The organism is Halalkalibacter sp. HAAS-P013, from assembly GCF_056619925.1.
The window spans coordinates 1-24,262 of sequence record NZ_JBWQTU010000003.1 but is presented as its reverse complement, the minus strand read 5'-3'; the positions used below and the strand labels follow the sequence as shown (position 1 = coordinate 24,262).

19 protein-coding genes are annotated in these 24,262 nt (G+C 36.8%); 3 read left to right on the top strand and 16 right to left on the bottom strand.

Features of this window, described 5'->3' with window-relative positions:
* Positions 1-77: 77 nt before the first annotated feature.
* Positions 78-1,070, bottom strand: coding sequence for a LacI family DNA-binding transcriptional regulator (locus tag AC1FXP_RS06450; protein ID WP_332630378.1), 993 nt, complete (start codon positions 1,068-1,070; stop codon positions 78-80).
* Between the two features lie 388 nt (positions 1,071-1,458).
* On the opposite strand from AC1FXP_RS06450, the gene AC1FXP_RS06445 reads away from it, so the two are divergent.
* Complete coding sequence (locus AC1FXP_RS06445; RefSeq protein WP_480059566.1) at positions 1,459-2,214, top strand: DeoR/GlpR family DNA-binding transcription regulator; 756 nt, start codon at positions 1,459-1,461, stop codon at positions 2,212-2,214.
* A 106-nt stretch (positions 2,215-2,320) separates the two neighbouring features.
* On the opposite strand, the gene fba is transcribed toward AC1FXP_RS06445, so the two are convergent.
* The 13 genes from fba to AC1FXP_RS06380 all read right to left on the bottom strand — a co-directional run bounded on the left by fba (position 2,321) and on the right by AC1FXP_RS06380 (position 20,076).
* Positions 2,321-3,193, bottom strand: coding sequence for a class II fructose-1,6-bisphosphate aldolase (gene fba, locus AC1FXP_RS06440; RefSeq protein ID WP_480059564.1), 873 nt, complete (start codon positions 3,191-3,193; stop codon positions 2,321-2,323).
* A gap of 152 nt (positions 3,194-3,345) precedes the next feature.
* A complete protein-coding gene (gene iolE, locus AC1FXP_RS06435; RefSeq protein WP_480059562.1) occupies positions 3,346-4,245 on the bottom strand; it encodes a myo-inosose-2 dehydratase in 900 nt (299 codons plus the stop codon).
* 20 nt (positions 4,246-4,265) lie between these two features.
* Positions 4,266-6,179: a 3D-(3,5/4)-trihydroxycyclohexane-1,2-dione acylhydrolase (decyclizing) gene (gene iolD, locus AC1FXP_RS06430; RefSeq protein ID WP_480059560.1), complete on the bottom strand. Its 1,914-nt coding sequence runs from the start codon at positions 6,177-6,179 to the stop codon at positions 4,266-4,268.
* Between the two features lie 11 nt (positions 6,180-6,190).
* Positions 6,191-7,186, bottom strand: a complete 996-nt coding sequence (gene iolC / locus AC1FXP_RS06425) for a 5-dehydro-2-deoxygluconokinase (protein WP_480059558.1) — start codon at positions 7,184-7,186, stop codon at positions 6,191-6,193.
* 59 nt (positions 7,187-7,245) lie between these two features.
* The gene (gene iolB, locus AC1FXP_RS06420; protein WP_480059556.1) at positions 7,246-8,061 is read right to left on the bottom strand and encodes a 5-deoxy-glucuronate isomerase; all 816 of its coding nucleotides are present in this window, start codon (positions 8,059-8,061) and stop codon (positions 7,246-7,248) included.
* Positions 8,062-8,652: 591 nt separating this feature from the next.
* Entirely contained in the window at positions 8,653-9,642 is a 990-nt protein-coding gene (locus tag AC1FXP_RS06415) for an ABC transporter permease (RefSeq protein ID WP_480059554.1), read from the bottom strand.
* A gap of 55 nt (positions 9,643-9,697) precedes the next feature.
* Positions 9,698-11,245 carry a sugar ABC transporter ATP-binding protein gene (locus AC1FXP_RS06410; protein WP_480059552.1) on the bottom strand — a complete coding sequence of 516 codons (1,548 nt, stop codon included), beginning with the start codon at positions 11,243-11,245 and terminating at the stop codon, positions 9,698-9,700.
* An 84-nt stretch (positions 11,246-11,329) separates the two neighbouring features.
* The gene (locus AC1FXP_RS06405) at positions 11,330-12,292 is read right to left on the bottom strand and encodes a sugar ABC transporter substrate-binding protein (RefSeq protein WP_480059550.1); all 963 of its coding nucleotides are present in this window, start codon (positions 12,290-12,292) and stop codon (positions 11,330-11,332) included.
* A gap of 608 nt (positions 12,293-12,900) precedes the next feature.
* On the bottom strand, positions 12,901-14,724 hold the full coding sequence (locus AC1FXP_RS06400) for a UbiD family decarboxylase (protein WP_480059548.1): 1,824 nt from the start codon (positions 14,722-14,724) through the stop codon (positions 12,901-12,903).
* A 180-nt stretch (positions 14,725-14,904) separates the two neighbouring features.
* The gene (locus AC1FXP_RS06395; protein ID WP_480059546.1) at positions 14,905-16,110 is read right to left on the bottom strand and encodes a nitrate/nitrite transporter; all 1,206 of its coding nucleotides are present in this window, start codon (positions 16,108-16,110) and stop codon (positions 14,905-14,907) included.
* A 359-nt stretch (positions 16,111-16,469) separates the two neighbouring features.
* Positions 16,470-17,057, bottom strand: coding sequence for an MSMEG_1061 family FMN-dependent PPOX-type flavoprotein (locus AC1FXP_RS06390; RefSeq protein WP_480059544.1), 588 nt, complete (start codon positions 17,055-17,057; stop codon positions 16,470-16,472).
* Between the two features lie 50 nt (positions 17,058-17,107).
* Positions 17,108-19,069, bottom strand: coding sequence for an iron ABC transporter permease (locus AC1FXP_RS06385; RefSeq protein ID WP_480059542.1), 1,962 nt, complete (start codon positions 19,067-19,069; stop codon positions 17,108-17,110).
* Complete coding sequence (locus AC1FXP_RS06380; RefSeq protein ID WP_480059540.1) at positions 19,069-20,076, bottom strand: ABC transporter substrate-binding protein; 1,008 nt, start codon at positions 20,074-20,076, stop codon at positions 19,069-19,071. Before AC1FXP_RS06380 ends, AC1FXP_RS06385 begins: the two co-directional genes overlap by 1 nt.
* A 209-nt stretch (positions 20,077-20,285) precedes the next feature.
* Between AC1FXP_RS06380 and AC1FXP_RS06375 the strand changes: the two genes are divergently transcribed.
* Positions 20,286-21,113 carry an ABC transporter ATP-binding protein gene (locus tag AC1FXP_RS06375; RefSeq protein WP_480059538.1) on the top strand — a complete coding sequence of 276 codons (828 nt, stop codon included), beginning with the start codon at positions 20,286-20,288 and terminating at the stop codon, positions 21,111-21,113.
* A complete protein-coding gene (locus tag AC1FXP_RS06370) occupies positions 21,106-21,762 on the top strand; it encodes a hypothetical protein (RefSeq protein WP_480059536.1) in 657 nt (218 codons plus the stop codon). Before AC1FXP_RS06375 ends, AC1FXP_RS06370 begins: the two co-directional genes overlap by 8 nt.
* A gap of 247 nt (positions 21,763-22,009) precedes the next feature.
* Here AC1FXP_RS06370 and AC1FXP_RS06365 read toward each other — a convergent pair whose 3' ends face one another.
* Both AC1FXP_RS06365 and AC1FXP_RS06360 read right to left on the bottom strand, forming a co-directional pair.
* Positions 22,010-23,689: a glycoside hydrolase family 13 protein gene (locus AC1FXP_RS06365; RefSeq protein WP_480059534.1), complete on the bottom strand. Its 1,680-nt coding sequence runs from the start codon at positions 23,687-23,689 to the stop codon at positions 22,010-22,012.
* A gap of 27 nt (positions 23,690-23,716) precedes the next feature.
* The coding region (locus tag AC1FXP_RS06360; protein ID WP_480059532.1) for a carbohydrate ABC transporter permease at positions 23,717-24,262 on the bottom strand (546 nt) is incomplete at its 5' end.

Here is a 24,262-nt window from a genome sequence, read left to right as displayed (position 1 = left end):
CTCCGCTCATTGCTTCTGTGGTGTCTCAAAAGGTCAAAACAGACCTTTGAGACACCACAGATCACTTTTTCAATTATTTACTCAATATGGCTAGATTCTCTTATTATTAATTCATCTTTCATAACAAATTTCTTCTTTTTCAGAGGCTCACCATTTATTAATTTTAGCAACAACTCCATCGCTTTTTTACCAATTGCATACTTCGGTTGGTCAATCGTCGTTAAATTAGGTTCAAATACTGATGACATTTTTATATTATCAAAACCTACTACCGCTAAGTCGCTTGGCACATTTAATCCACTATCTTTAGCTGCCTTAATTGTGCCCATGGCCATTTCATCATTAAAAACAAATATAGCTGTAGGTGGTGTTGATAACGATAACAATTTTAAAGTTTGATTATAACTAGATTCAAAACTTAATTCTCCCTCTTGTATATATGCAGGATCGACCTCTAAATCGTTACTAATCATTGCTTGTTTATATCCTTTTAACCTATCTCGACTTAAGATAACACTAATGGGCCCTGTGATGTGAGCAATCTTCGAATGACCTAATTGAATTAAATGCTCGGTTGCTTTACGAGCGCTACTTACATTATCGATTGAAACAGTAGGAACATTCAAACCATCTACATATTCACATGCTAGTACTAATGGAAATTCACTAGCTAATTCTTCTAGCTTGCTCTTATTTAGACGAGCTGTTAACAGTACCATTCCATCCACTTGTTTCTGCAACAATAAATTAATATAACTATCTTCTCTCTCAATATCGTTTTCTGTATCCCCTAAAATTACTTGATAACCATTTTCCAGGGCTATATGCTCAATACCTCTTAATACTTTTGAAAAAAAGGCACTCGTAATATCGGGCACAACAACTAAGATGATTTTCGTTTCTTGTGTTCTAAATTGTCTTGCAACAATATGAGGTTTGTAATTGACTTTATTTATGACATCCATAACTCTTTGTCTTGTCTCAGCACTAACCTTCTCCGGATGACTTAGTACCCTTGAAACTGTTGCTGCTGATACATTTGCAAGTTTTGCTACATCACTCATTTTCATATTTTTATAGCACCTCACCTTCCTTCCACTGTAAAAACGTTTTACTGGGAATGTCTGTATTTTTGGTCGTATTTTTCTTGCTATCGATGATTGTCATGAGAGTAATAGATTATTATAAGTAAATCCAAAACCTTTGTCAAAACAAAGTATTATATTGTTATTTTACCACGTTATGAAAACGGTTACTAACTAATTATAAAAAGTTGACACCATTTGTAATTTCTCTGAAAATTTGATGGTGATGTTTTGATTAAATGTTGATATAATATGAATAAGTTTTCATATGAATTCTTTTACTGGAAAATCAAGAACGACAATGGTTACATTGCAAAAACCCAAGGGAATATACTCCCTATTCAATTTCTCTTAAATAAAGGGCTGGTATAATATGTTAAAATCACAACGCATTAATCAAATTTCTGACTATATTAATCAACATCAAACGGTTGCATTGGATGATTTGGTAACGGTTTTTGGCGTTTCGAAAAATACCATTCGGCGAGACGTACAAGAATTGGTTGAATCCGGCGAGTATAAAAAAGTATATGGTGGAGTCAGTGTAAATCGAACACGACTTGAACCTTTTCAAGATAGAAAAACACGCAATTTGCGTCAAAAGCAACTGATTGCCAAAAAAGCCGCTAGTTATTTAGCAGATGGAGATGTTATATTTATCGACTCAGGAACAACAACACTTGAAATAGTCGAGTTTATAAAAACACTTGATTTGACGATCATTACGAATAATCTTGATTTCATCATTCACGCTCTTCCATTTGAAAATTTAAATGTTATTTCAACTGGTGGTGTACTAGAACGCAAGACCAAATCATTTGCTAGTTTCATTAAACAGGATATTCTGAAATCACATAATATCAACAAAGCATTTATGGCTTCTGCTGGTGTTTCTATAAAAAATGGAGTAACAAATTCGAGCCCACTTGAAAGCGATCTCAAACGTACAGTTGTAGAAAGAAGTTCCGAAGTGTTTCTTTTAGTTGATCACAATAAATTTGATCAGCATGCTGTAATGACTTATTGTGATATACAGGAAATAGATGTTCTAATTACAGACTCTGTTCCTGCGAATAAATACACAGAATATGCTCAAGACTATAATATCGAGCTTGTTATTGCAGATTAACTTTAAATAGCTAGACAATCAACCTAAGTCTCCTTTCGATTGTCTTTTTTTATATTAAAAGAACCTGTTATGATTTTCCATAACAGGTTCTTTTAATAGTACTTTACTAAACGTTAGTTTTTTCAGGGGCTTTATTACTTGTATTAAATTCTCTCATCTTCTCTTTTACTGTAGCAACGATAGCCTCTTTACCAGGTGTGGTAATTGCGCGATTATCGTAAATATCACTGTCGTTAATTAATACTTCACGGACGGCTTTTGCCCATGCTTGTAAACATTCAGTATTCACATTAATTTTTGCATGTCCAAGTTCAATCGCTTTTTTGATTTGGTAATCTGGAATTCCTGATCCTCCATGTAAAACCAATGGAATACCAGTCATTTCTGAAATTTGTTTCATTTCATCAAAGCCGAGTTGCGGTTCACCTTGGTATGGCCCATGAACAGATCCTAAAGCGGCTGCCAATGCGTCCACTCCCGTTTCTTCAACAAGACGCAAACATTCATAAGGATCAGCATATTTCACACCACCAATAAGTCCATCTTCCATTCCGCCAACTGTTCCTACTTCAGCTTCTACAGATACATGGTGAAGTTTAGCGTAATCAACTACTTCTTTAGTCATAGTAATATTTTCTTCAATAGAATAGTGGGATCCATCGATCATCACAGATGTAAACCCTGCATCAATCGCCTGTTTACACCTCTCCACATTCATTCCATGATCTAAGTGTAGGGCAACTGGAACAGTGATTTCCATTTCTTCTACAAGCGTCTTCACCATAGCTGCTATTGTTTTAAACCCACCTAGATAATCAACGAGTCTATCAGAAGCTGCCACAATAACTGGTCCACTTTCTTCTTCGGCTGCTTGTAAAATAGCCTGTGCCCACTGTAAACTATTAATGTTATATTGCCCAACCGCATAGTTTCCTTCTTTTGCTTGTTGTAGCATATCTTTCATAGAGACTAATGCCATTTATTTAATACCTCCTTTTTATTCTTTCTATTACTTTAAATTCATTTCTAATTCTTTAAATTTATAAATCGAAATTAATACATTTTATCTTTCTTTCTTAAATCGCATATTAAACCGAGTCTCTCTAAACAAAAGACCCGGTTTAAGTCTAGTTAAACTGTTACTTTTTGAAATAATTTTTCGTCAATATATTTACGTGCAATTAGTGCATATTCTAATGGATGTGCCTTTGCTGGGTCCTGCTCAGCTTCAATTACAATCCACCCTTTGTAGTTATGCTTAAGTAATGTTTGGTAAACTTCTGAGAAATCTATACAACCATCACCTGGTACGGTAAACATACCATTTAAAAACGAGTCTAAGAATGAGTTTCCAGCTGTCTTACATTCTACTAATTTGTTCTCCCTTACATCTTTAAAGTGAACATGCTTGATACGATTCATATGCTTGTTTAACAATGTCATAAAATCATTATCTGAAACATAAATGTGTCCAGTATCATAAAGGAGGTGAACATGATTAGGATCTGTATTTTCTAATAAATGATCGATTTCCTCTAACGTTTGTACACCTGTTCCCATATGGTGGTGAAATACTAAATGTAAATCATACTGTTCGGCGATTTTTCCAAGCTCATTTAAGCCTTGGCATAACGTATTCCATTCCTCATCCGTAAAATAAGGCTTTTCAGTAAAAACATTCTTTTTTGTACCTTGAATGCTATAAGTTTGTTCTGAAACAACCGCAACGGCTGCGTTTACTTGCTGTAAATTCGCACAATGCTTGTGAAAATCCTTTGCTACTTCTTCAAGTCCATCACGAATTAAAAAGCTTGAGAACCATTGTCCTGCGATCTTTAAATTACGCAAGCTGAGTTCTTTGTTTAGTACTTTAGCTTCAGGAAAAAAACCTCCAACTTCCGTACCTTGAAACCCTGCTACAACAATATCACTTAATAAATGTTGTAATGTATTTTCTGCACCGATTTCTGGAATATCATCATTACGCCAGCCAATTGGAGCAATTCCCCATAGAATATCTTGATTACTCATTAGCATTCACCTTCTACTTTTTAATATTGCTTTGCATTTTTCAATTTTTCTTGCTTTAATTCATATGCTTTTTGAATTCCTTCACGATCAGAAACTTCAGAAACCCCTAAGTTCCACCAGCTTCCTTCATAACCGTCTGTCATTGTTTTAGGTAAAACTTTCATCTCAATTAACGTCGAACATTCTTGTTTCTTTGCGTCTTCTAAAGCTGCCTTTAGCTCTTCAACTGTATTGGCACGATATGCTTTCGCTCCGTAACCTTCAGCTACTTTCGCATAATCTACATTTAAGATTTGATTATCGTCTGTTCTAAATTCACAGAAGTAACTTCCGCTTCCAAAATCCATTTGCAGATTGTTAATACAACCATAACCAGAGTTATCAAATAATAAAATGTTAATTTTTTTGTTGTATTGAATTGCTGTTACAAACTCTGAATGAAGCATTAAGAAACTACCATCACCGACCATCGTGTATACTTCTTTTGTAGGCTCAGCTAATTTCAATCCTAACGTACCTGAAACTTCATATCCCATACATGAATATCCATACTCAAGGTGGTACGTATTAGGCACTGATGAATGCCATAGACGTTGTAAGTCTCCTGGTAGCGAACCAGCCGCACAAATAATGATACTATCTGGGTCAATTGTGTCATTAATAGTTAATAATGCTGTTGTTTGAGCAAACTCGGTTCCTAACACATCGGCATATTCATTCATCACTTCTTGAGAGAAATGATTTTTAATTTCAGGGACAAAACCTTCACGACTAAATGTTACTTTGCTTAAGCGGTCACGTTCAGCCAACCATTCTTCCTTCAATTCAGTAATAGTGTTGCCGAATTCACTTTCATATCCTTCTAGCATCGGTGTTAATGCTTCAAAGGTAGTTCTTGCATCGGCCACCACTTGGAAACCATCAAGTTTATATGCTTGCATACGGCTTAGATTCACATTAAGGAACTTAGCTTCAGCAAAGTTAAAAATTGTTTTTGATGATGTCGCAAAGTCTGTATACCTTGTTCCTACACCAATCACTAGATCTGCTTGTTGAGCTGCTTTATTCGCTGCCAGTGTTCCAGTAATCCCAAGTCCACCTAGGTTATTTTTAAACGAATGCTCGATAGTAGACTTACCAGCTTGTGTTTCTACTAAGGGCACATTATATCTCTCAGAGAATTCAACTAAAATGTCGCGTGCTTCTGAATACTTTGCCCCACCGCCAACAACGATTAAAGGCTTTTTACTATTTTTAATTAATTCTACAGCACCTTTTAATTCACGATCACTCGCTGGCTTGCGGTCAATATAATGAACGCGCTTTTCAAAGAACTTTTCATCAAAGTCAAACGCTTCCCCTTCAACGTCTTGTGAAATACACACTGTTGCAGGACCTGATTTTGCCGGATCTGTCATTACTTCAAAAGCACGAATTAAACTTGACATTAATTGTTCAGGGCGAGTAACACGATCCCAATACCTAGATACTGGTTTTAAAGCGTCATTTGTCGTAATAGCTAAACTGTGCTCTTGCTCAATTTGTTGCAATACAGGATCTGGCTGACGAGTAGCATACGTATCAGCCGGGATTAGTAATACAGGAATGTTGTTAGCAAGTGCCGTTCCCGCTGCAGTTACTAAGTTTGCTGACCCTGGACCGCTAGACGTTGTAATCGCATAAATCTTTTTGCGAAGCAATTGCTTACTGTAAGCAATCGCAGCGTGTGCCATTCCTTGCTCATTTTTCCCTTGAATCACTTTTAAATGGCCTGGATCACTCTCTAGTGCTTGACCTATTCCTAATACATTTCCATGACCGAAGATGTTAAAAATTCCTTCCACGAACGGAATCTCTTCTCCATCCACATGAATATATTGTTGGTTTAAAAACTTGATTAAAGCTTGCGCTGTTGTTAGTCTAATCGTTTTCATAAGCGTCTCCTCTATCCCACTGAAATGGTTTCATTCTTTGCAATTAATCCTTCAATCTCTTCTACAGATGGCATTGCATCTGATGAACTATGCTTGCTCACTACGATTGAAGCTGATGCACTTCCATATTTTAAAGCTGTTTCAATATCCTTACCGCTAATTAGTGCGAATAAGAATGCTGATGCATATGAATCACCTGCACCAAATGTTTTTAATACTTTCGTTTTATAAGCCAATCCTCTGAAGACTTCTCCAGATTTCGTATACGCGTATGAGCCTTCAACACCATGTTTAATAACCACTAAATCAGCTGAGTGTTTAAATAAGTAGTTTACTGTATCTTCGTTATTACCTTCTGTCGTTCTATTTTCAAGGGCATCGAATTCTTCACGAGTACCGATAACAACATCAGATTGTTCAGCAACTAATGAATAGTACACAGCAGTTTCTTCTGCATTATTCCAAGAATATGGACGATAATCTAGCTCAAAGATAACCTTTACATCATTTTTCTTCGCTAAGTTAATCGATTTCAATACCGCCTCACGAGATGGGCTTTTTGATAAAGCTGTACCTGAAACAAGAAGAACTTTAGATTTTTTAATATACTCTTCATTTACTTCACTTTGGTCTAGGTAAAGATCTGCTACATCTTGTCTGTACATTAGAATGCTACACTCTTCTGGACTTTTAATCTCTGTAAAAGCTAATCCCGTTTTATGTCCTTCTTTATCAACAACCATATTGGAAGTGTCAATTCCAACTCCACTCATGTATTGCTCAATGAAACGACCATGTTGATCGTCTGCAAGTTTTCCAATAAAACCAGCCTTCAAGCCAAGTTTTGAACTTCCGATTGCGATATTAGCTGGTGAACCACCAACGTATTTAGAAAATGTCATTGTTTCTTCCATTGGACGATTGTACTCAACTGCATTTAAATCAATACACGCTCGACCTATTGCAATAATATCGAATTCTCTGTTTTCATTAAATTTATAATTCATTTTATCTAACACTCCTCTTAGTAGTTTTTAAGTTTTTAAGGTTTTAAGTTTTTAAGGTTTTAGCCTTTTAGAATCCACTCGTGATCAGGGTCGTTATGAAATTTCCAAATTCGAGTTGGACCTGCCATTACGTTTAGATAGTAAGAAGTATAACCTTCAGGAACACCAACCGGATGATACCCTACAGGAACAATGACCATGTTCCCATTTTCAACTGTCATCGTTTCATCTAGTGAACGGTCATCTGTATAAACACGTTGGAATACAAAACCTTGCGGCGGATTCATTTCATGATAATAAGTTTCTTCTAAAAATGACTCTTCTGGTAAGTTATCTTGATCATGTTTGTGTGGGGGATAACTAGACCAATTTCCACTTTCTGTGAATACTTCTACAACTAACAAACTATTTGCTGAAGGATCCGAATCAGGTAAAATATTATGAACCATTCGTTTGTTGTTACCTGTTCCTCTGTGCTCCACTCCATTGTCTGCAGCACTGATTAACTTCGTAGGTAATTGTTTATCTGAAGGTGAATAACAAAGAGCTACACGTGCTTGGCTTACTGCTACGACTTCAAACGTGCGATCGTTTGAAACATAAACACTATCTGTCGGTATTTTTTCAAATACAGTTTCACGAGTTCCTAAATTTTCAAATGTAACTTCCTGATCAGTCACATTGATCTTCCCCGTTACAGCAACAATACAACACTCTTGTTTTCCTAACTCCTCTGAATATGTAGCTCCAGGAGCTAAATCAATCATCTTAAAATTCACATATTCAAGAGATGCATTTTCAGATGTCACATCATGAACGAGTGTTACACCGTCTTTAATTTCCGTACTTTCTGGCTTACGAAGCAATTTGCTCATTACTACTACCTCCTAAAATCAGTTAACTCGTTGCAAAATTACCGAAACTCAATGAAATCGATTTCATTGAAACGAAATTTTTTTTGTAAGTTCTTATTTAATTGTATCAAAAATCAGAACCTTTATGACTTTCGTTACACTTAATTATCTTGCAATTGTTGTCATGTTTTGGTTATGTTTTGATAACTTCTGTTTCAGAATAATATTAAAAGCGTTTTCAGTCAATACTTTTTTAATCATTTATCTGATTATTTTTTGAAATTTATTAAGGCGATAACTATTTATAACCACTATCACTTAAGGTTCTAATAAACTCTATTAGTGATTAAACTATCCCCTAAATAATTTTGTAATCGATTTCAATGAATTAAAAAAATATAAACATCGGGACCAACTAACTTTTGTAATTGGTTAATCATCATATTTGTATAATACCATTATTGTAAAACGCTTTCAATAGTATACTTGCTTTTTTCTTATTTACTTATTTTCTAGTATTTGTAGCGTACAATTCATGAAGATTAAGAAAAAAGGAACTAGTCTTTAAAACAAGACTAGTCCCTTTAGGATCTCAAAGAGAGATCAATAGCTTTATTTTTTTCGGTTCTTTCTAGAGTCAATATATACAGCTGCAACGATAATTGCACCCTTTACGATTTGCTGCCAATATGAGCTTACACCTAGAAGGTCTAGACCATTGTTCATAACACCAATAATCAAGGCTCCAATGATGGTTCCACCGACTGTACCAATACCGCCAAACAAACTAGTACCACCAATAACAGCTGCAGCAATTGCATCTAACTCAAACATAATACCTGCTTGTGGCTGACCAGATGCAATCCTTGATGTAAGAATCATACCGGCAATACCACCCAACAGACCAGCATATGCATAAACCATTAACTTAATTCTGCTTACATTAATACCAGCTGTAACAGCCGCTTGTTCATTTCCTCCAATTGCATAAACATACCTACCAACCTTTGTTTTGTTAAGAAGTACCCATGTCACTAAACCAACTAATCCAAAGATGATAACTGGTACTGGAATCCCAAAAACAATTCCTTGACCGATAAATGTAAATGATTCAGAAATACCACCAATTGGCCGACCATCACTATAAAGCATCGCAGCTCCACGAGCAGCTGTCATCATTCCTAATGTGGCGATAAAAGGAGCTAGCATTCCTTTTGCTACAAGCGTACCGTTAATTAGACCAGCTAATAAACCGACACCTAAAGCTACTAAAATCGGAACAACTATCGGATAATCTCCTTGAGCAAATGTTGCCACTACAACTGAGACTAAAGCAATAACTGAACCAGAAGATAAATCTATCCCTTTTGTAATAATGATAGGTGTAACCCCTATTGCTATAATACCTATAATGGACATCTGCCTTACAATGTTTATCAAGTTAGTAGCGCTTAGAAAATGGGGTGTTAAAATGGACATTAATACAATTAGTAAAATTAGAATGATAAATATACCATATTTTTTTAATATATTCATTGCTAGTTCTTTACCTTGATTATTTTTCACTTGTTTTGATTCCGTCTTTTCTAGCTCTAGACCCATCTTACGTTCCTCCAAACTGAATAAATTCACTAGACACTTCTTTCACGTTGCGATATTAATTAGATACGGCTTGTCGCGTTTCGCTCTGACTAGTATTTTTCGTACTAATATTTTGTTGACCAGTAGCATATTGCATAATCTTTTCTTGGTTGGCTTCTTCTCTGCTTAATTCACCAGTAATTCGACCTTCATGCATAACTAATACGCGATCACACAAACCTAGAATTTCTGCCATTTCAGAAGAAACAACGACAATCGCTTTCCCCTGGCTTGCTAATTTAAAAATAATGTTATAGAACTCTGATTTCGCTCCAACATCAATTCCACGAGTTGGTTCATCTAAAAATAAAATATCTGGGTTTTTCAATAACCATCTTGCTAATAATACTTTTTGCTGATTCCCACCACTTAAATTTTCAACAATTTGATCAATGCTTGGTGTTTTGATTTTAAGATTTTCTTTTTGCTCTAAGCAGTCGGATTTAACTTGTTTATAGCTCAATAACCCCGATGAAATATACCGATCAATATTGACAGTTATCATATTTTCTCTAACTGATAGAGGTAAAAACAAACCTGTTAATTTGCGGTCTTCGGTTAAAAAGCCTATGTTACTTTTAATAGCCTCTATTGGGGTGTTAATATTGACTTTTTTACCATGAACATAAACCTCACCTTGGTCCGCTTTTTTCACACCAAAGATGGTCTCAAGTACTTCTGTTCTCCCTGCACCCATCAAACCTGCAAAACAGACTATTTCTCCTTTTCGGACTTCAAAATTCACATCTTCAAACCAACCAGTATGACTTAAATTTTTAACTGATAAGGCCACTTCTCCAATTTTAGGTTCAGGCTTATTGAATACTTGATTTAATTCTCGTCCTACCATCATCTTAATTAGTCTATCTCTTTCCATATTCGCAGCCGTATCAGTACCGATAAACTGACCATCTCTAAATACAGATATGTCGTCTGCAATTTCATACAACTCACTCATCTTATGAGTAATATAAATAATTCCAACACCTTTATCTTTTAATGAGCGTATCATTTTAAAAAGTTGAGCAACCTCTTTTTCTGTAATTGCTGAAGTTGGCTCATCCATAATGACTAACTTTGAATCAAAGGATATCGCTTTAGCAATCTCAACCATTTGTGTATTAGCAATACTTAAATCAATCATTTTTGTTCTAGGATCAAGATTTATTTCTAGACTGTTCAATAGGTCTTTAGTCATTTGATATAACTTACGATTATTTACGAGTCCACTTTTCCCATAAGTTGGTTCCCGTCCCAAATATATATTTTCTGCAACAGTCATTTCAGGAATAGGACTTAACTCTTGATGGATCATGGATATCCCTTTATCCAAAGAATCATTAATATTGTTTAATTTCAACTCTTCACCGTCAAAAATAATTTTTCCCGTATCTGGTGTGTACATCCCGATAATGATTTTCATAAGAGTCGATTTTCCTGCTCCATTTTCTCCCATAAGAGCATGGACAGTACCTTTTCTAACTTTTAATTGGACGTCGTCTAATGCTTTTACACCAGGAAATTCTTTTGTGATGTTTTCCATTTGTAAAATGTATTCACTCATTTTGTACCCTCCCATTTTCAATAGGATATTCATTTAATGAAAGGAAACCAATGAGGTTTCCTTTCACAACCTGTTTCTTAAGTATTACTCGTACTTGGCGACATACTCATCTACATTATCTGGTGTCACAAGTTGATAAGGCACTAAAACGTCTTCTACTTCTTCACCATTTGCTGCTTTTACAGCAGTAATGATACTATTTGCTCCTTGACCTTTTGCATCCTGAAACACGGTAACATCAAGTTGGCCAGACTTCATAGCATCTAAAGCTGCAGGTGTAGCATCAATTCCCGCAACTAAAACTTCATCTAGTTTTCCAGCTGCTTCAAGTGCCAAAATTGCTCCAAGAGCCATTTCATCGTTATTCGAAACGATAGCATCGATATGAGAACCTGAATTTAACCAGTTTTCCATTAATCTCATACCTTCAGAACGATCGAATTTAGCTGTATTTTGATGAACAATTTCTAATCCAGCATGTTCTTCAATAATTTGTACATTTCCTTCTGTACGTTTAATTTGTGCTTCGTGCCCTAATTCACCTTCCATAATAGCGATGTTACCTTCTCCACCTAAAAGTTCTGCCACTTCTTCCATCTGCAAGAGGCCTGATTGAATTGATTCAGAACCAACATAGGCTGTCGCTTCTTCTACTCCGTCAAATGTACGATTAGCAACAATAATTGGAATACCTGCATTATTGACCATATTAATAATATCTACTGCGGCTGTTGTATCTACAGGGTTGATAACGATCGCATCAACTTGACGTGTGATAAAGTTCTCAATTTGGTCCATTTGTCTTGCACTGTCATTTTGTGCATCACTATAAATAAATTCAAAATCAGGATGATTTTCTGCTTCTTCTTTCATCGCATCTTGCATGTAAGTTAGGAATTCGTCTAAGTTAGAAATTGAAACACCAATTGTCTTTTTATCTCCAGATCCTTCTGTTGTCGAACTAGGTTCATTCCCACCTCCGCAAGCAGCTAAGAATAATAGCATGATTAAACCGACAAAAGTTAGTACCGTTTTTCCGAATTTCATTCGTAATTCCCCCTGATAAACATTTGTTTTTTTGTAATCGTTTTCACATAACACCAAAAACAAGACAACTATTATAATTGAACAGGGCCAAATTTGATAACTATCACCCTCCTTTTCTTAATAAACCCACCCTCTTTATTTGAAAAATCAGATAAGTAAACGCAGTACAATCGCTTCCGCCACTTTTTTGCAATCGATTACAATCTTATTGTGGTGCGTTTGATTGCGCTTTATTTTGATAAATTAAAGATACATGATTGTGTCTATTTTGTAAACGCTTTTTTAAAACATTTTTTTGAATTTTACCAAATTTGACTAATCTTTTTAGAAAAAAGGCTATTCTATAGCTTTTTTGAAAACGATTACAAACAATAGATATTTGATCGTATTAATCTCAAGAACTAGCAGTTGTTGAGCAAATTTGCTATCCTGCTCCTCCAAATCGATCATAAATCAACAAAACGTTCTAATGACTAAAAGAAATTGGATTTGTCTCACGGAAACATAAATACCTCCCCGTTTTTAAAGCTAATGGGGAGGTATGAGGATGATCCCTCACATTATTCTTTACGAGTAATTAAAAGTTGGTTGACCAACTCGCACTCCAGTTAAATTTGACGTAGGCTACCTTTATCAAAAAACCTCGCAATATTTTTCTCTACATTAGGATCAGGCACTAATGGCGGAGCATGATGAGGCTTTGTCCTAGCATCAATAATGACATTGTCACAAGCCCAGTGCTTATATTCATAATGCTCATTCACACCATATATATCGTGAGAAGGGTTACTTCTTGTGAATGTTGCCCACAAAAAATTGCTTGTAGATTCACTTACAAATTGACTATCATCACAAAGAATAATCATAGGACAAGTAGGTAGATCACCCTTCTTACTGATTGCCTCACTTAAATCTTTCAACTCCTGTTTAGCCTGATTATAACTAGTAAACTCTGGCCCTTGAAGCGTTACAATCCCCGGCATAACAAGTTGTGGTTGATCAAAGCCCTCTAATTCTTTTAAAGAATCAGGGACCTCCATACATAAGTCTCTAATTTTATCTCCATAAGCGGCAAATACAACTTTACTTCCTGTATTTAACCCGGTTCCAGAATAATCTAATGTATCAATGGTGGTGTTTGTTTGGAAATGGATGTCACGTCGTAGATCAATTCGTTCTAAAATATAGGTTAAAAACTCCTCTTCCCTACGTGTAGCTAAAGGTTGTTCCTCTTCAGCTGTAATAAATAAATATTTCGCTAAGCTTAATTGGCCAGTCCCTAATATGCGGTTAGCAAGTGTAAGAAGCTCGGTTGGCTGCTTCACCTTTTGAAATGGAGTATAACGCTCACTGCCAAGTGCAAATAGCAACGGATGTACACCAGCTGCGTCTACCGCATGGACTTCTTGAACTCCTGGAATGTCTTGCTTAATTGCATCACCCGTCAACTCATGAATCAAATCACCAAAAGCTGTATCTTCTTGAGGTGGACGGCCAACAACTGTAAATGGCCAGATTGAATTAGACTTTGCGTACACTTTATGAACACGCATGACTGGAAATGGATGAGTAAGGCTATAGTATCCTAAATGGTCACCGAAAGGTCCCTCTGGCTTCGTTTCTTCGGGGTGAATCTCTCCCGTAATAACAAAGTCAGCATCATGACTAATACAATACCCATCGACATAGCTATAGCGAAAACGACGCCCTGCTAACAAGCCTGAAAACGTCAGTTCACTTAGCCCTTCTGGAAGTGGCATCACAGCCCCTAACGTATGAGCAGGAGGTCCTCCAATAAAAATACTCACCTTTAATGGGATGCCTAGTCTATTGGCTTTTTCTTGGTGTACCCCAATTCCGCGATGGATTTGATAATGTAAGCCAATTTCTTTATTCATTTCATACTCATTGCCACTAAGCTGAATACGATACATCCCAAGATTTGCATTCATAATCCCCGGTTTCTCTGGATCTTCTGAATAAACTTGAGGAAGAGTAACGAAAGCCCCTCCATCATCTGGCCAGTGATGAATAAGGGGAAGATCAGAAATTTGGATTTCCTTAAAATCAGCTGGAATGCTGTTTGACTTTTTTATTGGCAAGGCTTTGGTAGCAGCCATTCCTGCTCCTATATGTTTAAAAGGATTTTTTAATGGACTCATAGGATCATTTCTTAATGCGATGACACTCTGTGTTGCCTCTAACGTTTTACGAAAGATAAACTTACTTCGATCAATAGTTCCGAACAAATTGGATACCGCTTTAAACTTTGAACCTTTTACATTTTCAAATAATAACGCAGGACCACCAGCTTCAAAGACTTTTAAGTGAATTGCTGCCATTTCAAGATAAGGATCTACTTCCTCTTTAATTCTTACTAATTGGCCGTCCCTCTCTAAATCCAAAATGCATTCTTCTAAATTACGATACATAGTACATTAGCTCCTATTTTTATTACTTAATACAATCATTATACTTGTTCTAGTGTACACTGTCTTCTTCAGAGGTGCCAATGTAGTGAAATAAGACATTCTCTCAGGAATCTAACTTAAAATTCATTATAAAATGCACCTCTTAAAAAGAAAGAGGCGCATCCATAAAAATAAAGAAGTTTAAATTCGGACAGACTTTCCTGACAACTTCCATTGTTTCCTCCAACCAACTTGTGCCATAACTAAAATCCCTAATGCAACCAAAGCAACGATTGAAAATGTAATAAACCCCGATGCATACGTTCCTGTGATGCTTTTTAGTGTACCAAGAATATTCGGCAAGAAGAAGCCACCAATCCCACCAGCTGCACCAACAATCCCCGTAACCATCCCAATTTCTTTTTGGAATCTTTGTGGCACTAATTGGAAAATCGCACCATTACCCATTCCTAGACAACCCATTCCAACAAACAAGGCTACTGTAACTATAGCTAATGGTGGAAGCAAGCTAACAGCAAACATACAAATCGCTACCCCAACAAATAAATACTGCAACAGTCTAACTCCACCAATCTTGTCAGCAATTAATCCACCAACTGGACGTAAAAAACTTCCTGCTGCTACGACTAATGTAACAAAGTCCCCAGCACGGACACCAGATACATTGTATTGTGAAGAAAAGAAATAGCTTAAAAAGCTTGCTAGTCCAACAAACCCTCCAAATGTTACACTGTAAAGGATACAAAAATACCAAGTGTCTTTTTCTTTAAACACGGAAAAGTATTCTTTAATTGGCTTTGGCGCTGGTTGATTTGGAGGTTCTTTCGCCAAAAAGATATATGAAAATAAAACAAGTGCTAATGGAATGATCGCTACACCAAAGACCCCGTTCCAACCAACATACTCAGCAATCCTTGGACCAAAAAGCGTTGCAAGCAATGTACCACTATTACCAGCTCCTGCAATTCCCATAGCAAGTCCTTGCAAATGAGGAGGATACCAACGACTTGCCATAGGAAGTGCCGCTGAGAAGCTTGCACCTGCAACCCCTAATAAAATCCCAATTAAATAAAGTTCTCCTACGGTAAAACCAAATAACCATCCCCATAATAATGGAACCATCGTAACAATCATTCCGCCAATAGCGGTCTTTTTTGGACCAAACCGATCTGTTAATATTCCCATGATGATTCTAAATACCGACCCAGCTAATATAGGAATAGCAACAATTAATCCAACTTGAGAAGCTGACAATCCAAAATCTGCGGTCAAGTACACACCCAAAGCTCCTAGTAAAACCCAGATCATAAAGCTAATATCAAAGTACAAGAATGATGATAGTAATGAAGGCGCGTGCCCGCTTTTTTTTAATTCAGATAATTTCATTTTTTTATCCACCTCAAAGTTTATTTGTTGAGGTCATTATCTCAAAGATATATATTTAATACAGCTTTCCTGTCAACTTAACTGACAGAGTACTTTTAAGGGGCAAATCATATGAAGTACTTAAAATACGTCATTTATTCCCACCCTCTAAATAAATAAAGCTGGATTAAAGGTGTAATTGGTTGTTGACAGAAAAGGGCAATTGGCGACATTATTCACCGGGAAATTACTTAACTCCATAACTCTCAACTCTAATAATTACAATTCAATTCTTTCTTTTCTATTACAATATTAAAAGTCCCCAAAAACTTGGGGACTTTTAATATCATTTTATAATATGGCTAATAGTCCGTTTACCCTTATACTTCTACTCCGTTAATTTTCAAATGAGCATGAAATATTTCTATCAATGTTGGTAATGTTTCTTTATCTTCCCATGATTCATGGTTCCAGATGTTTGATTGTTTCAATGCCCTAGGACAATGAATGAAAGCTTCTTCTACATCAACCCCAATACCAAGTAAAGGCGGTTTCCCTTTTAGACTCATTTGGTTTAAAATATCTTCGTTCTTAATGATCGTTGCCTGACCATTTATACGAAGTACATCGTCCAAACCTGGGATCAGAAAAAGCAAACCAACTCGAGGACTTGACAAAATATTCAAAATCGAATCTAATCTTTTATTTCCTGGTCGATCAGGTATAACTAGTTGATTATTATTTAACACAAGAACCGTTCCTGGCTCATCTCCTCTTGGCGACACGTCGCAATGACCTTTTGAATCCGCTGTCGCTAGAAATAGCAACGGTGATTTAGCAATAAAGTTTTTGCAATGTTCATCAATGATGGATATTGTTTTACTGACGACGTTCTTATGGGGAGATCCTACAATTTCCCTTAGCTCCTCTTCGGATGTAATTGCACTTTCAGCAAAATTCACTGTCATAAAAACACCTCTCCTTCCTATTATGATTGTAATCTTGCAAACTAATTATACTATTTCATTTTCCTTAATAAGTATAACAAATAAGGAGTACCAATCACTGCAACGATTAGACCGCTTGGAATTTCATTTGGTGTAATCAGTATTCTACCTAGTAGATCTGCTGTAACAAGTAATAATCCGCCTAGCAAACCTGAAACTAGAATTAGTGGAAGGTGACGATATCCAACTAACCTTCTAGCAATATGCGGTGCAACAAGCCCGATAAAACCAATTGTTCCTACTAACGAAACCGCAACTGTACTTAATGCGACTCCAATTACTAGTGCCCAAACTCTTGCTGATCTAACTGAAACTCCTAGACCTGACGCAACGTCGTCCCCAAAAGTTAACGTATCTAGCTTACGAGTCATGTAAAGTGCTGGTCCAATGAAAAGAGCTAATAAGATGAGGGCATAATAAACGTCATCCCACCCTTTTCCATACGTACTTCCTGATAACCAGACAAGTGCTGCCGCTACAGCTAGCTTTGCTTTCACGACAAATACTTGGGTAGCTGCCGACCCAAACGCAGAGATGGCAATTCCCATCAACGCGACTAGCATTGGCTGAAAATTATTTTTCCATGCGGTAACTAAAATAATGAGCAGAGCTACAATAGAACCGATAATAGCACCTAGTGGCATAAAGGCAACAGGGATCGCCGGGAACATAACAAGTAACAACATTGCCCCCGCCCCACCCATCGATGTGACACCAATTACACTGGCATCTGCAAGTGGATTACGTAGCACTCCTTGTAACAGAACTCCTGTAACAGCAAGAATCATTCCTACGATAAACGATGTCAACACACGAGGAATACGAAAATTCCAGATATATGGGTTCGTCCAATTAAGCGACCATTCTGTGCCATTATATGAAAAAGCAATAACAACGCTTATAGCTACCATTGTCACTAGAATTGGGATCATCACTTTTAAGCGAATTGGCGAGGTGGTTCCTCCCATTTGTCGATCTGATCGTTTGATCGAACGTGCTGTCTTCCACGCTAAATAAAGAAGCCAAGGACCACCAATCAACGCAGTCATAGCTCCAACCGGCACTTCTTGTCCTGGTTGGATAATACGGCCTAATACGTCTGCTCCAATCATCATAATTGCACCCCATAAGAACGAATGGATCAATATCATCACATGCCCTTTTACACCAAGCATCCGTACAATATGTGGAGCCATTAATCCGATAAACCCTATAGGACCAACTACACTAACAGTTACAGCAGCTAATACAATTGCTACACCCCAGGTAGCTAATTTAACCGCAGATACCTTCTGGCCGAGTGAAGTAGCAATATCTTCACCAAGTGATAAGGTATCTAGCGGTTTTGCTAAAAGCAAAGCACAGCCAAACGCAATAACGATCACAGGTGCTGCGAATGTGATACCATTCCAATTTAATTGAACAAGGGTACCAGACCCCCATAAAAAGAGTCCATTTGTTTTATTTTCGAATAATAATTGCAACGCCCCAGTAACAGAGGCAAACATTAAAGAAATAATCATTCCTGTTAACGCAACGCGTACAGGTTCCATTTGTCGTCCAGCTAACATGACAACCATGATCGACGAAAAGACCGCACCAAGTAAAGCTGTTAAAAATGGAAAATTCCCTATTAAGCTAGGAAAGAAAATCGTTGAAGCAACAACAAAGAAAAATGCCCCTGCATTAATCCCTAACGTACCAGGTGCTGCCAACGGGTTTTTCGTCAAGGTTTGTAAGAGAGCACCCGATACGGCAAGGGCTCCTCCTGCTAATATACCAATGACAAGCCTAGGGAGACGAAATGATAGCACGATATCTTGAATTCGACCTTCCACCCAAACTTCACTAAGTAATTCAGAAATGGAGTATTCAGCTTGTCCTTGTGTTACGTGGATAAGCGATAACAAAATAAGCAGGAAGAAGCCCCCTGTCAGAATGACAAAGGACTTATTCAGCGACTTCCCAGACATTACTCATTCACCATTGTGGCTGTAATTTGATCAACCAATGTACCTGCTGATAACGGTCCTCCATATAACCACGTATCAGCTCCTAAGTCATAAAGACGGTCTTCCGCTACAAATGCTAAATTCTCCCAAACTTTATTGCCTTTTAACTGGTTTTCATAAATATTATCTGTATCCGGCACTGTATATAAATAATTAGCTTCTTCATATTTTACTAGACCTTCAACATTAAAAGTGCTTGAACCAAAAATCTCAAATTGATCTGGTTCATGTATGTTGTTCAACCCGATTTTTTCTAAAATAATGGAAGCCATTGAATGTGGAGTAAAAACTCGAATTTCAGGTGCTTGAGGCCCTGAATAAGCAAGAGATAAGATCACATCATTTGTTGAAAGATTACCAGCTTCAATTTTTGCTTTTGCTTCCTCATAATGTGCATCAAGATCAGCTAACACTTGTTGTGCCTCAGCTTCTTTTCCAACTGCTTTTGCCATTTCATTAAAAGTCATTTCCATTTCTTCATATAAATTAATACTCTCATCTTCTGGATAAGGATTAAAAATAACGGTTGGAGCAATTGACTCTAGTTGATCAAGCATACCATCATGACGGAAGCTAACACCAATAATCAAATCTGGATCAATTGAAGCAATAGCTTCTAAGTTAGGCTCTTGACGCCCTCCAACATCTGTTACACTTTCGTCTAATTGCGGTTCAATGTTTACATAGTCTCCGTACCCTTCAATATCAGCCATACCTGCTGGCTGCATTCCTAAAGCTAAAAGGTTTTCCGCATATGTCCATTCTAGTACAACAACCTTTTTGGCAGGAGCATCTAATGTCACTTCTCCATTGACACCCTCTATAATTATCTCACTCACTTCTTCATTTGACGACGTTACTTCATTTGCTAAGTCATCCTCATTCGCAATCGTTTCTTCGTTACCTGAAGAACACGCTGCTAATACAAGCACAAATAGAAAAAGTACCACTGCTATTAGTTTTTTCATTTTGGACCCCCGATTTAATCATAAAATATGTTTCTCTCTCGTTGAATCTGATAATCATTATCAATTCAATGTTAGTTTAAATGTTGCTTCCACTTTTGTAAAGATAAATTTCAATTGTTATTAAAAATCATTCTCACTTGTACTCATTTATGGTAGGATATATGTATTGAGAGAGAATATCAATGAGGACAATATGGAGGAATGATTAAATGAAGACTTCTATTCAAACAAAAGAATTATCCATTGGGTATCACGATCACTTGCTCTTTGAAAATTTAAATTTAACGATCCCGCGTGGTGAAATCTCTGTATTTGTAGGAAGCAATGGTTGTGGGAAGTCTACCCTTCTTCGTTCAATCGCGCGTTTATTAAAACCGACAGACGGCTCAGTCCTAATAGAAGGAAAAGATATTCATCGGATGTCTTCTCGTGAAGTAGCAAAAAAGATGGGAATCCTCCCTCAATCTCCTATCTCACCAGAAGGCTTAACTGTTCATGATCTAGTAAAACAAGGACGTTATCCTCACCAATCTTGGTTAAAACGGTGGTCTGAAGAGGATTCAGAAAAGGTTGAAGCAGCTATGAAGGCAACGCGTGTAGATGAGTTACGCGATCGACCTGTTGATGAACTTTCAGGCGGGCAAAGACAACGCGCATGGATTGCCATGACACTCGCCCAAGACACAGATATTATCTTATTAGATGAACCTACAACTTATTTAGATATGACCCATCAAATAGAAATTTTAGATCTATTATTCGAGCTAAACGAACAGCATGGTCGAACGATCATTATGGTATTGCATGATATTAATCTTGCTTCACGATATGCACACAATATTATTGCTATTAAAGACGGAGCTGTTTTCAATCAAGGGACACCTGAATCAATCATAAATTGTCAACTAGTACGTGCTGTCTTTGGTATGGAGTGTCAAGTTGCAACAGATCCTATTTTTGGTACCCCACATTGCATTCCTTTTGGTAAAGGTCGGTGTGTAATCCCAAAAGTGAATGAGGCGATTTCTGGTGCTTAATCTAGAAGACATGAAACGGTTTCAAGTTCAAGTTTTAAAAGAACCAACAGGATTTATAACTGTTAGCGACATTCTTTCACATGGATTTGACCGTTTAATTACGAACATAAACCATTCAACAGGCTCTTCAACTTCAGCTGTAGCTACGTCAGTCTATATGCGTCGCTACGGCTTTTTTATAGCAGCACAACTCTACTTAAAAGCATTAAATAAAGTTTGGGACGGTCCACTAGAAGAAATACACGTTGCTCAAACTGAAACTGGTCTTGTCTTTCAAATTGATAAGCGTTTCATAAGAGACTCACAAAATGATGATTTAGAGTTGATTTTGAAGAAGTATGGATACCCTGTTGTAAATGCCTTAGCAATGAAGGCAAACATTTCAAAGTTTATTTTATGGGAGAATATATGGGGGTATGTCTTATGGATGTACAGCTCCATTGATACGGAACATGCTTTTGAGGATTTATATATCCTACTGAAAGATGATATTTGGCGGCCTGAAATTCGTAGTTCAATGTTCAAAAGGTTTCTTAACGGGCGATCTTTTCTAGAGTCAAAAAATGATTTTCAACGTGTTACTTGTTGTTTGTATAAAGAATTGCCAGGCAGTGATTCTTGTCCGTATTGCCCGCATGTAAGAGCATAGATTTACCATTCTTACGTATTAATACTTTGTCAAAGCCTGCTTTAATGCATTTTGGGGTTTACAATAGTATTTCATCAAGAGGCTTTACTTTTTTCTTTTTTTCTTAACGCATGTCTCCTGTTCTCTATTCTGAGATCTTACTTTTTCTGCTTTAACCAATGCTTAAAATCCTTTGAACCTAAATCATAATTAAGAAGTGCCTATTCTCAACTTTGAAAAGGCACTTCTTGTTCAAATGTCTCTTAATTTAAGTCAGTCTATAAACAAGAGCTTCGTAAGGTTTTAGATCAATCATCTCAATCTCTTTCGGTGCCTCATCATAATTTCCAATAATTAGTTCTGCTGAATTACAATTAATATGTCTAGGAAGCTCAAACTTGACTTCATCTGCTGAAAAGCTACAGATTATTAACCACTTCTGGTCTCCGAGTGTTCTAGTGTAGGAGAAAATTTCTTCTGAATCCTCATGAATAAGATCAAACTTTCCATACACCACAATTTCATTAGCCTTCCTTAATTGAATTAACTTCTTATAATAATGAAAAATTGAATTTGGATCTTGTAATACTCTTTCAGCATTAATCTCTTTGTAATTTGGATTTACTTGAATCCAAGGTGTTCCTGTAGTAAAGCCGGCATGTTCCGTATCATCCCACTGCACTGGCGTTCTAGCGTTATCACGTCCACGCTCATAAATAGCTTGAATAACTTGGTTCTCATCTTTTCCAAGCTCATGTACGGCCTCATTGTACATATTTAGTATTTCAAGGTCCCGATAATCATCGATTGAATCGAAGGCCACATTAGTCATACCAATTTCTTCACCTTGATAAATATATGGTGTCCCCTTCATCATATGAAGACAAGTAGCAAGCATTTTTGCTGATTTCTCATAATACTCTTTATCGTCCCCAAAGCGCGAAACCGCACGTGGTTGATCATGGTTGTTCCAATATAAACTATTCCAGCCATCATCTGCTAAGCCATATTGCCACTTTGCTAAAATTCCTTTAAGTTCTGTTAAATTCCACGGTTGAGGTGTCCATTTTCCACCAGGTCCATTTCCAACATCAACGTGTTCAAATTGGAACACCATGTTTAATTCGTTTCGCTCTGTTCCTGTATATAGTTTTCCTTGTTCAGCGTCTACACCAGGCATCTCACCAACAGTGAAAACATCATATGTTGACATCACTTTTTTATTCATTTCTTGTAAAAACTCATGAATACGAGGTCCGTTCATAAAGTATTTTGACCCGTCCCCATACCTGCTATCACCATGAACTTCACCGTCAGGATAAGTGTTATCTTTTGAGATAAAGTTAATAACATCCATCCGGAACCCATCTATTCCTTTATCTAACCACCATGTCATCATATTATAGATTTCGTTACGTAGTTTCTCGTTCTCCCAATTCAAATCAGGCTGTTTTTTACTGAATAGATGTAAATAATACTCGTCAGATGTCTCATCATATTGCCAAGCTGATCCCCCAAATACAGAGCCCCAGTTAGTCGGTGGCTCTCCATCTTTTCCAGGCTTCCAAATATAATAATCACGATACGGATTATCCTTTGACTTACGTGACTCAGCAAACCATGCATGTTCATCAGACGAATGGTTGACAACTAAATCCATAACTATTTTAATGCCACGATCATGCGCACTTTGAAGAAGCTCATCAAAATCTTCCATAGTTCCAAACTCATTCATAATATTTTGATAGTCACTTATATCGTAACCATTGTCATCGTTTGGAGATTTATAAACAGGTGAAAGCCAAATTACATCAATCCCTAACTCTTTCAAATAATCAAGCTTTGAGATAATACCTCGTAAATCACCTATACCGTCTCCATTCGAATCCATAAAGCTTCTCGGATAAATTTGATAAACAACACTTTCTTTCCACCATGCTTTTTCCATATTCTCCACTCCTCTTTATCTAATATTTTATTTAATTGCTCCCTTTGTCACTCCACTAATAATCCACTTCTGTGCAAATAAATACACAATTAGCATCGGTAATAGCGCTAGTAAGTAAGATGCAAATGCTAGGTTGTAGTTCACACTGAATTGTGATTGGAAAATATACTGTACTAACGGAAGCGTTGCATCATGTCGATCTGATAGGATGACGAGCGGCAGCATAAAGTCATTCCATGCCCATAACGCTGTTAAAATCCCAACCGTCGCATTCATCGGTGCTAATAGCGGGAACACGACTCTCCAGAACACGCCCCATCTGCTGCATCCATCAATGATCGCTGCTTCTTCTAACTCTTTTGGAATGGTCTTAATATATCCAACATACAGGAATATATTGAATGCTAGGCCGTACACAACATACAAAATAATCAGCCCAGTCGGATTGTTCAAGTTTAGCGCACTCATTTGTTTGACAATCGGTAACATGATGATTGGAAATGGTACGAACATTGCACTGACAAAATAATAGAATAAAATTTTATAGATGCGTTTGTGCATGTTTCTAGCAAT

What these genes read in the sequence shown, in the direction of transcription:
- AC1FXP_RS06450 (WP_332630378.1), bottom strand. Translation starts at nt 1,070, where the DNA reads ATGAAAATGAGTGATGTAGCAAAACTTGCAAATGTATCAGCAGCAACA.
- AC1FXP_RS06445 (WP_480059566.1), top strand. Translation starts at nt 1,459, where the DNA reads ATGTTAAAATCACAACGCATTAATCAAATTTCTGACTATATTAATCAA.
- fba (WP_480059564.1), bottom strand. Translation starts at nt 3,193, where the DNA reads ATGGCATTAGTCTCTATGAAAGATATGCTACAACAAGCAAAAGAAGGA.
- iolE (WP_480059562.1), bottom strand. Translation starts at nt 4,245, where the DNA reads ATGAGTAATCAAGATATTCTATGGGGAATTGCTCCAATTGGCTGGCGT.
- iolD (WP_480059560.1), bottom strand. Translation starts at nt 6,179, where the DNA reads ATGAAAACGATTAGACTAACAACAGCGCAAGCTTTAATCAAGTTTTTA.
- iolC (WP_480059558.1), bottom strand. Translation starts at nt 7,186, where the DNA reads ATGAATTATAAATTTAATGAAAACAGAGAATTCGATATTATTGCAATA.
- iolB (WP_480059556.1), bottom strand. Translation starts at nt 8,061, where the DNA reads ATGAGCAAATTGCTTCGTAAGCCAGAAAGTACGGAAATTAAAGACGGT.
- AC1FXP_RS06415 (WP_480059554.1), bottom strand. Translation starts at nt 9,642, where the DNA reads ATGGGTCTAGAGCTAGAAAAGACGGAATCAAAACAAGTGAAAAATAAT.
- AC1FXP_RS06410 (WP_480059552.1), bottom strand. Translation starts at nt 11,245, where the DNA reads ATGAGTGAATACATTTTACAAATGGAAAACATCACAAAAGAATTTCCT.
- AC1FXP_RS06405 (WP_480059550.1), bottom strand. Translation starts at nt 12,292, where the DNA reads ATGAAATTCGGAAAAACGGTACTAACTTTTGTCGGTTTAATCATGCTA.
- AC1FXP_RS06400 (WP_480059548.1), bottom strand. Translation starts at nt 14,724, where the DNA reads ATGTATCGTAATTTAGAAGAATGCATTTTGGATTTAGAGAGGGACGGC.
- AC1FXP_RS06395 (WP_480059546.1), bottom strand. Translation starts at nt 16,110, where the DNA reads ATGAAATTATCTGAATTAAAAAAAAGCGGGCACGCGCCTTCATTACTA.
- AC1FXP_RS06390 (WP_480059544.1), bottom strand. Translation starts at nt 17,057, where the DNA reads ATGACAGTGAATTTTGCTGAAAGTGCAATTACATCCGAAGAGGAGCTA.
- AC1FXP_RS06385 (WP_480059542.1), bottom strand. Translation starts at nt 19,069, where the DNA reads ATGTCTGGGAAGTCGCTGAATAAGTCCTTTGTCATTCTGACAGGGGGC.
- AC1FXP_RS06380 (WP_480059540.1), bottom strand. Translation starts at nt 20,076, where the DNA reads ATGAAAAAACTAATAGCAGTGGTACTTTTTCTATTTGTGCTTGTATTA.
- AC1FXP_RS06375 (WP_480059538.1), top strand. Translation starts at nt 20,286, where the DNA reads ATGAAGACTTCTATTCAAACAAAAGAATTATCCATTGGGTATCACGAT.
- AC1FXP_RS06365 (WP_480059534.1), bottom strand. Translation starts at nt 23,689, where the DNA reads ATGGAAAAAGCATGGTGGAAAGAAAGTGTTGTTTATCAAATTTATCCG.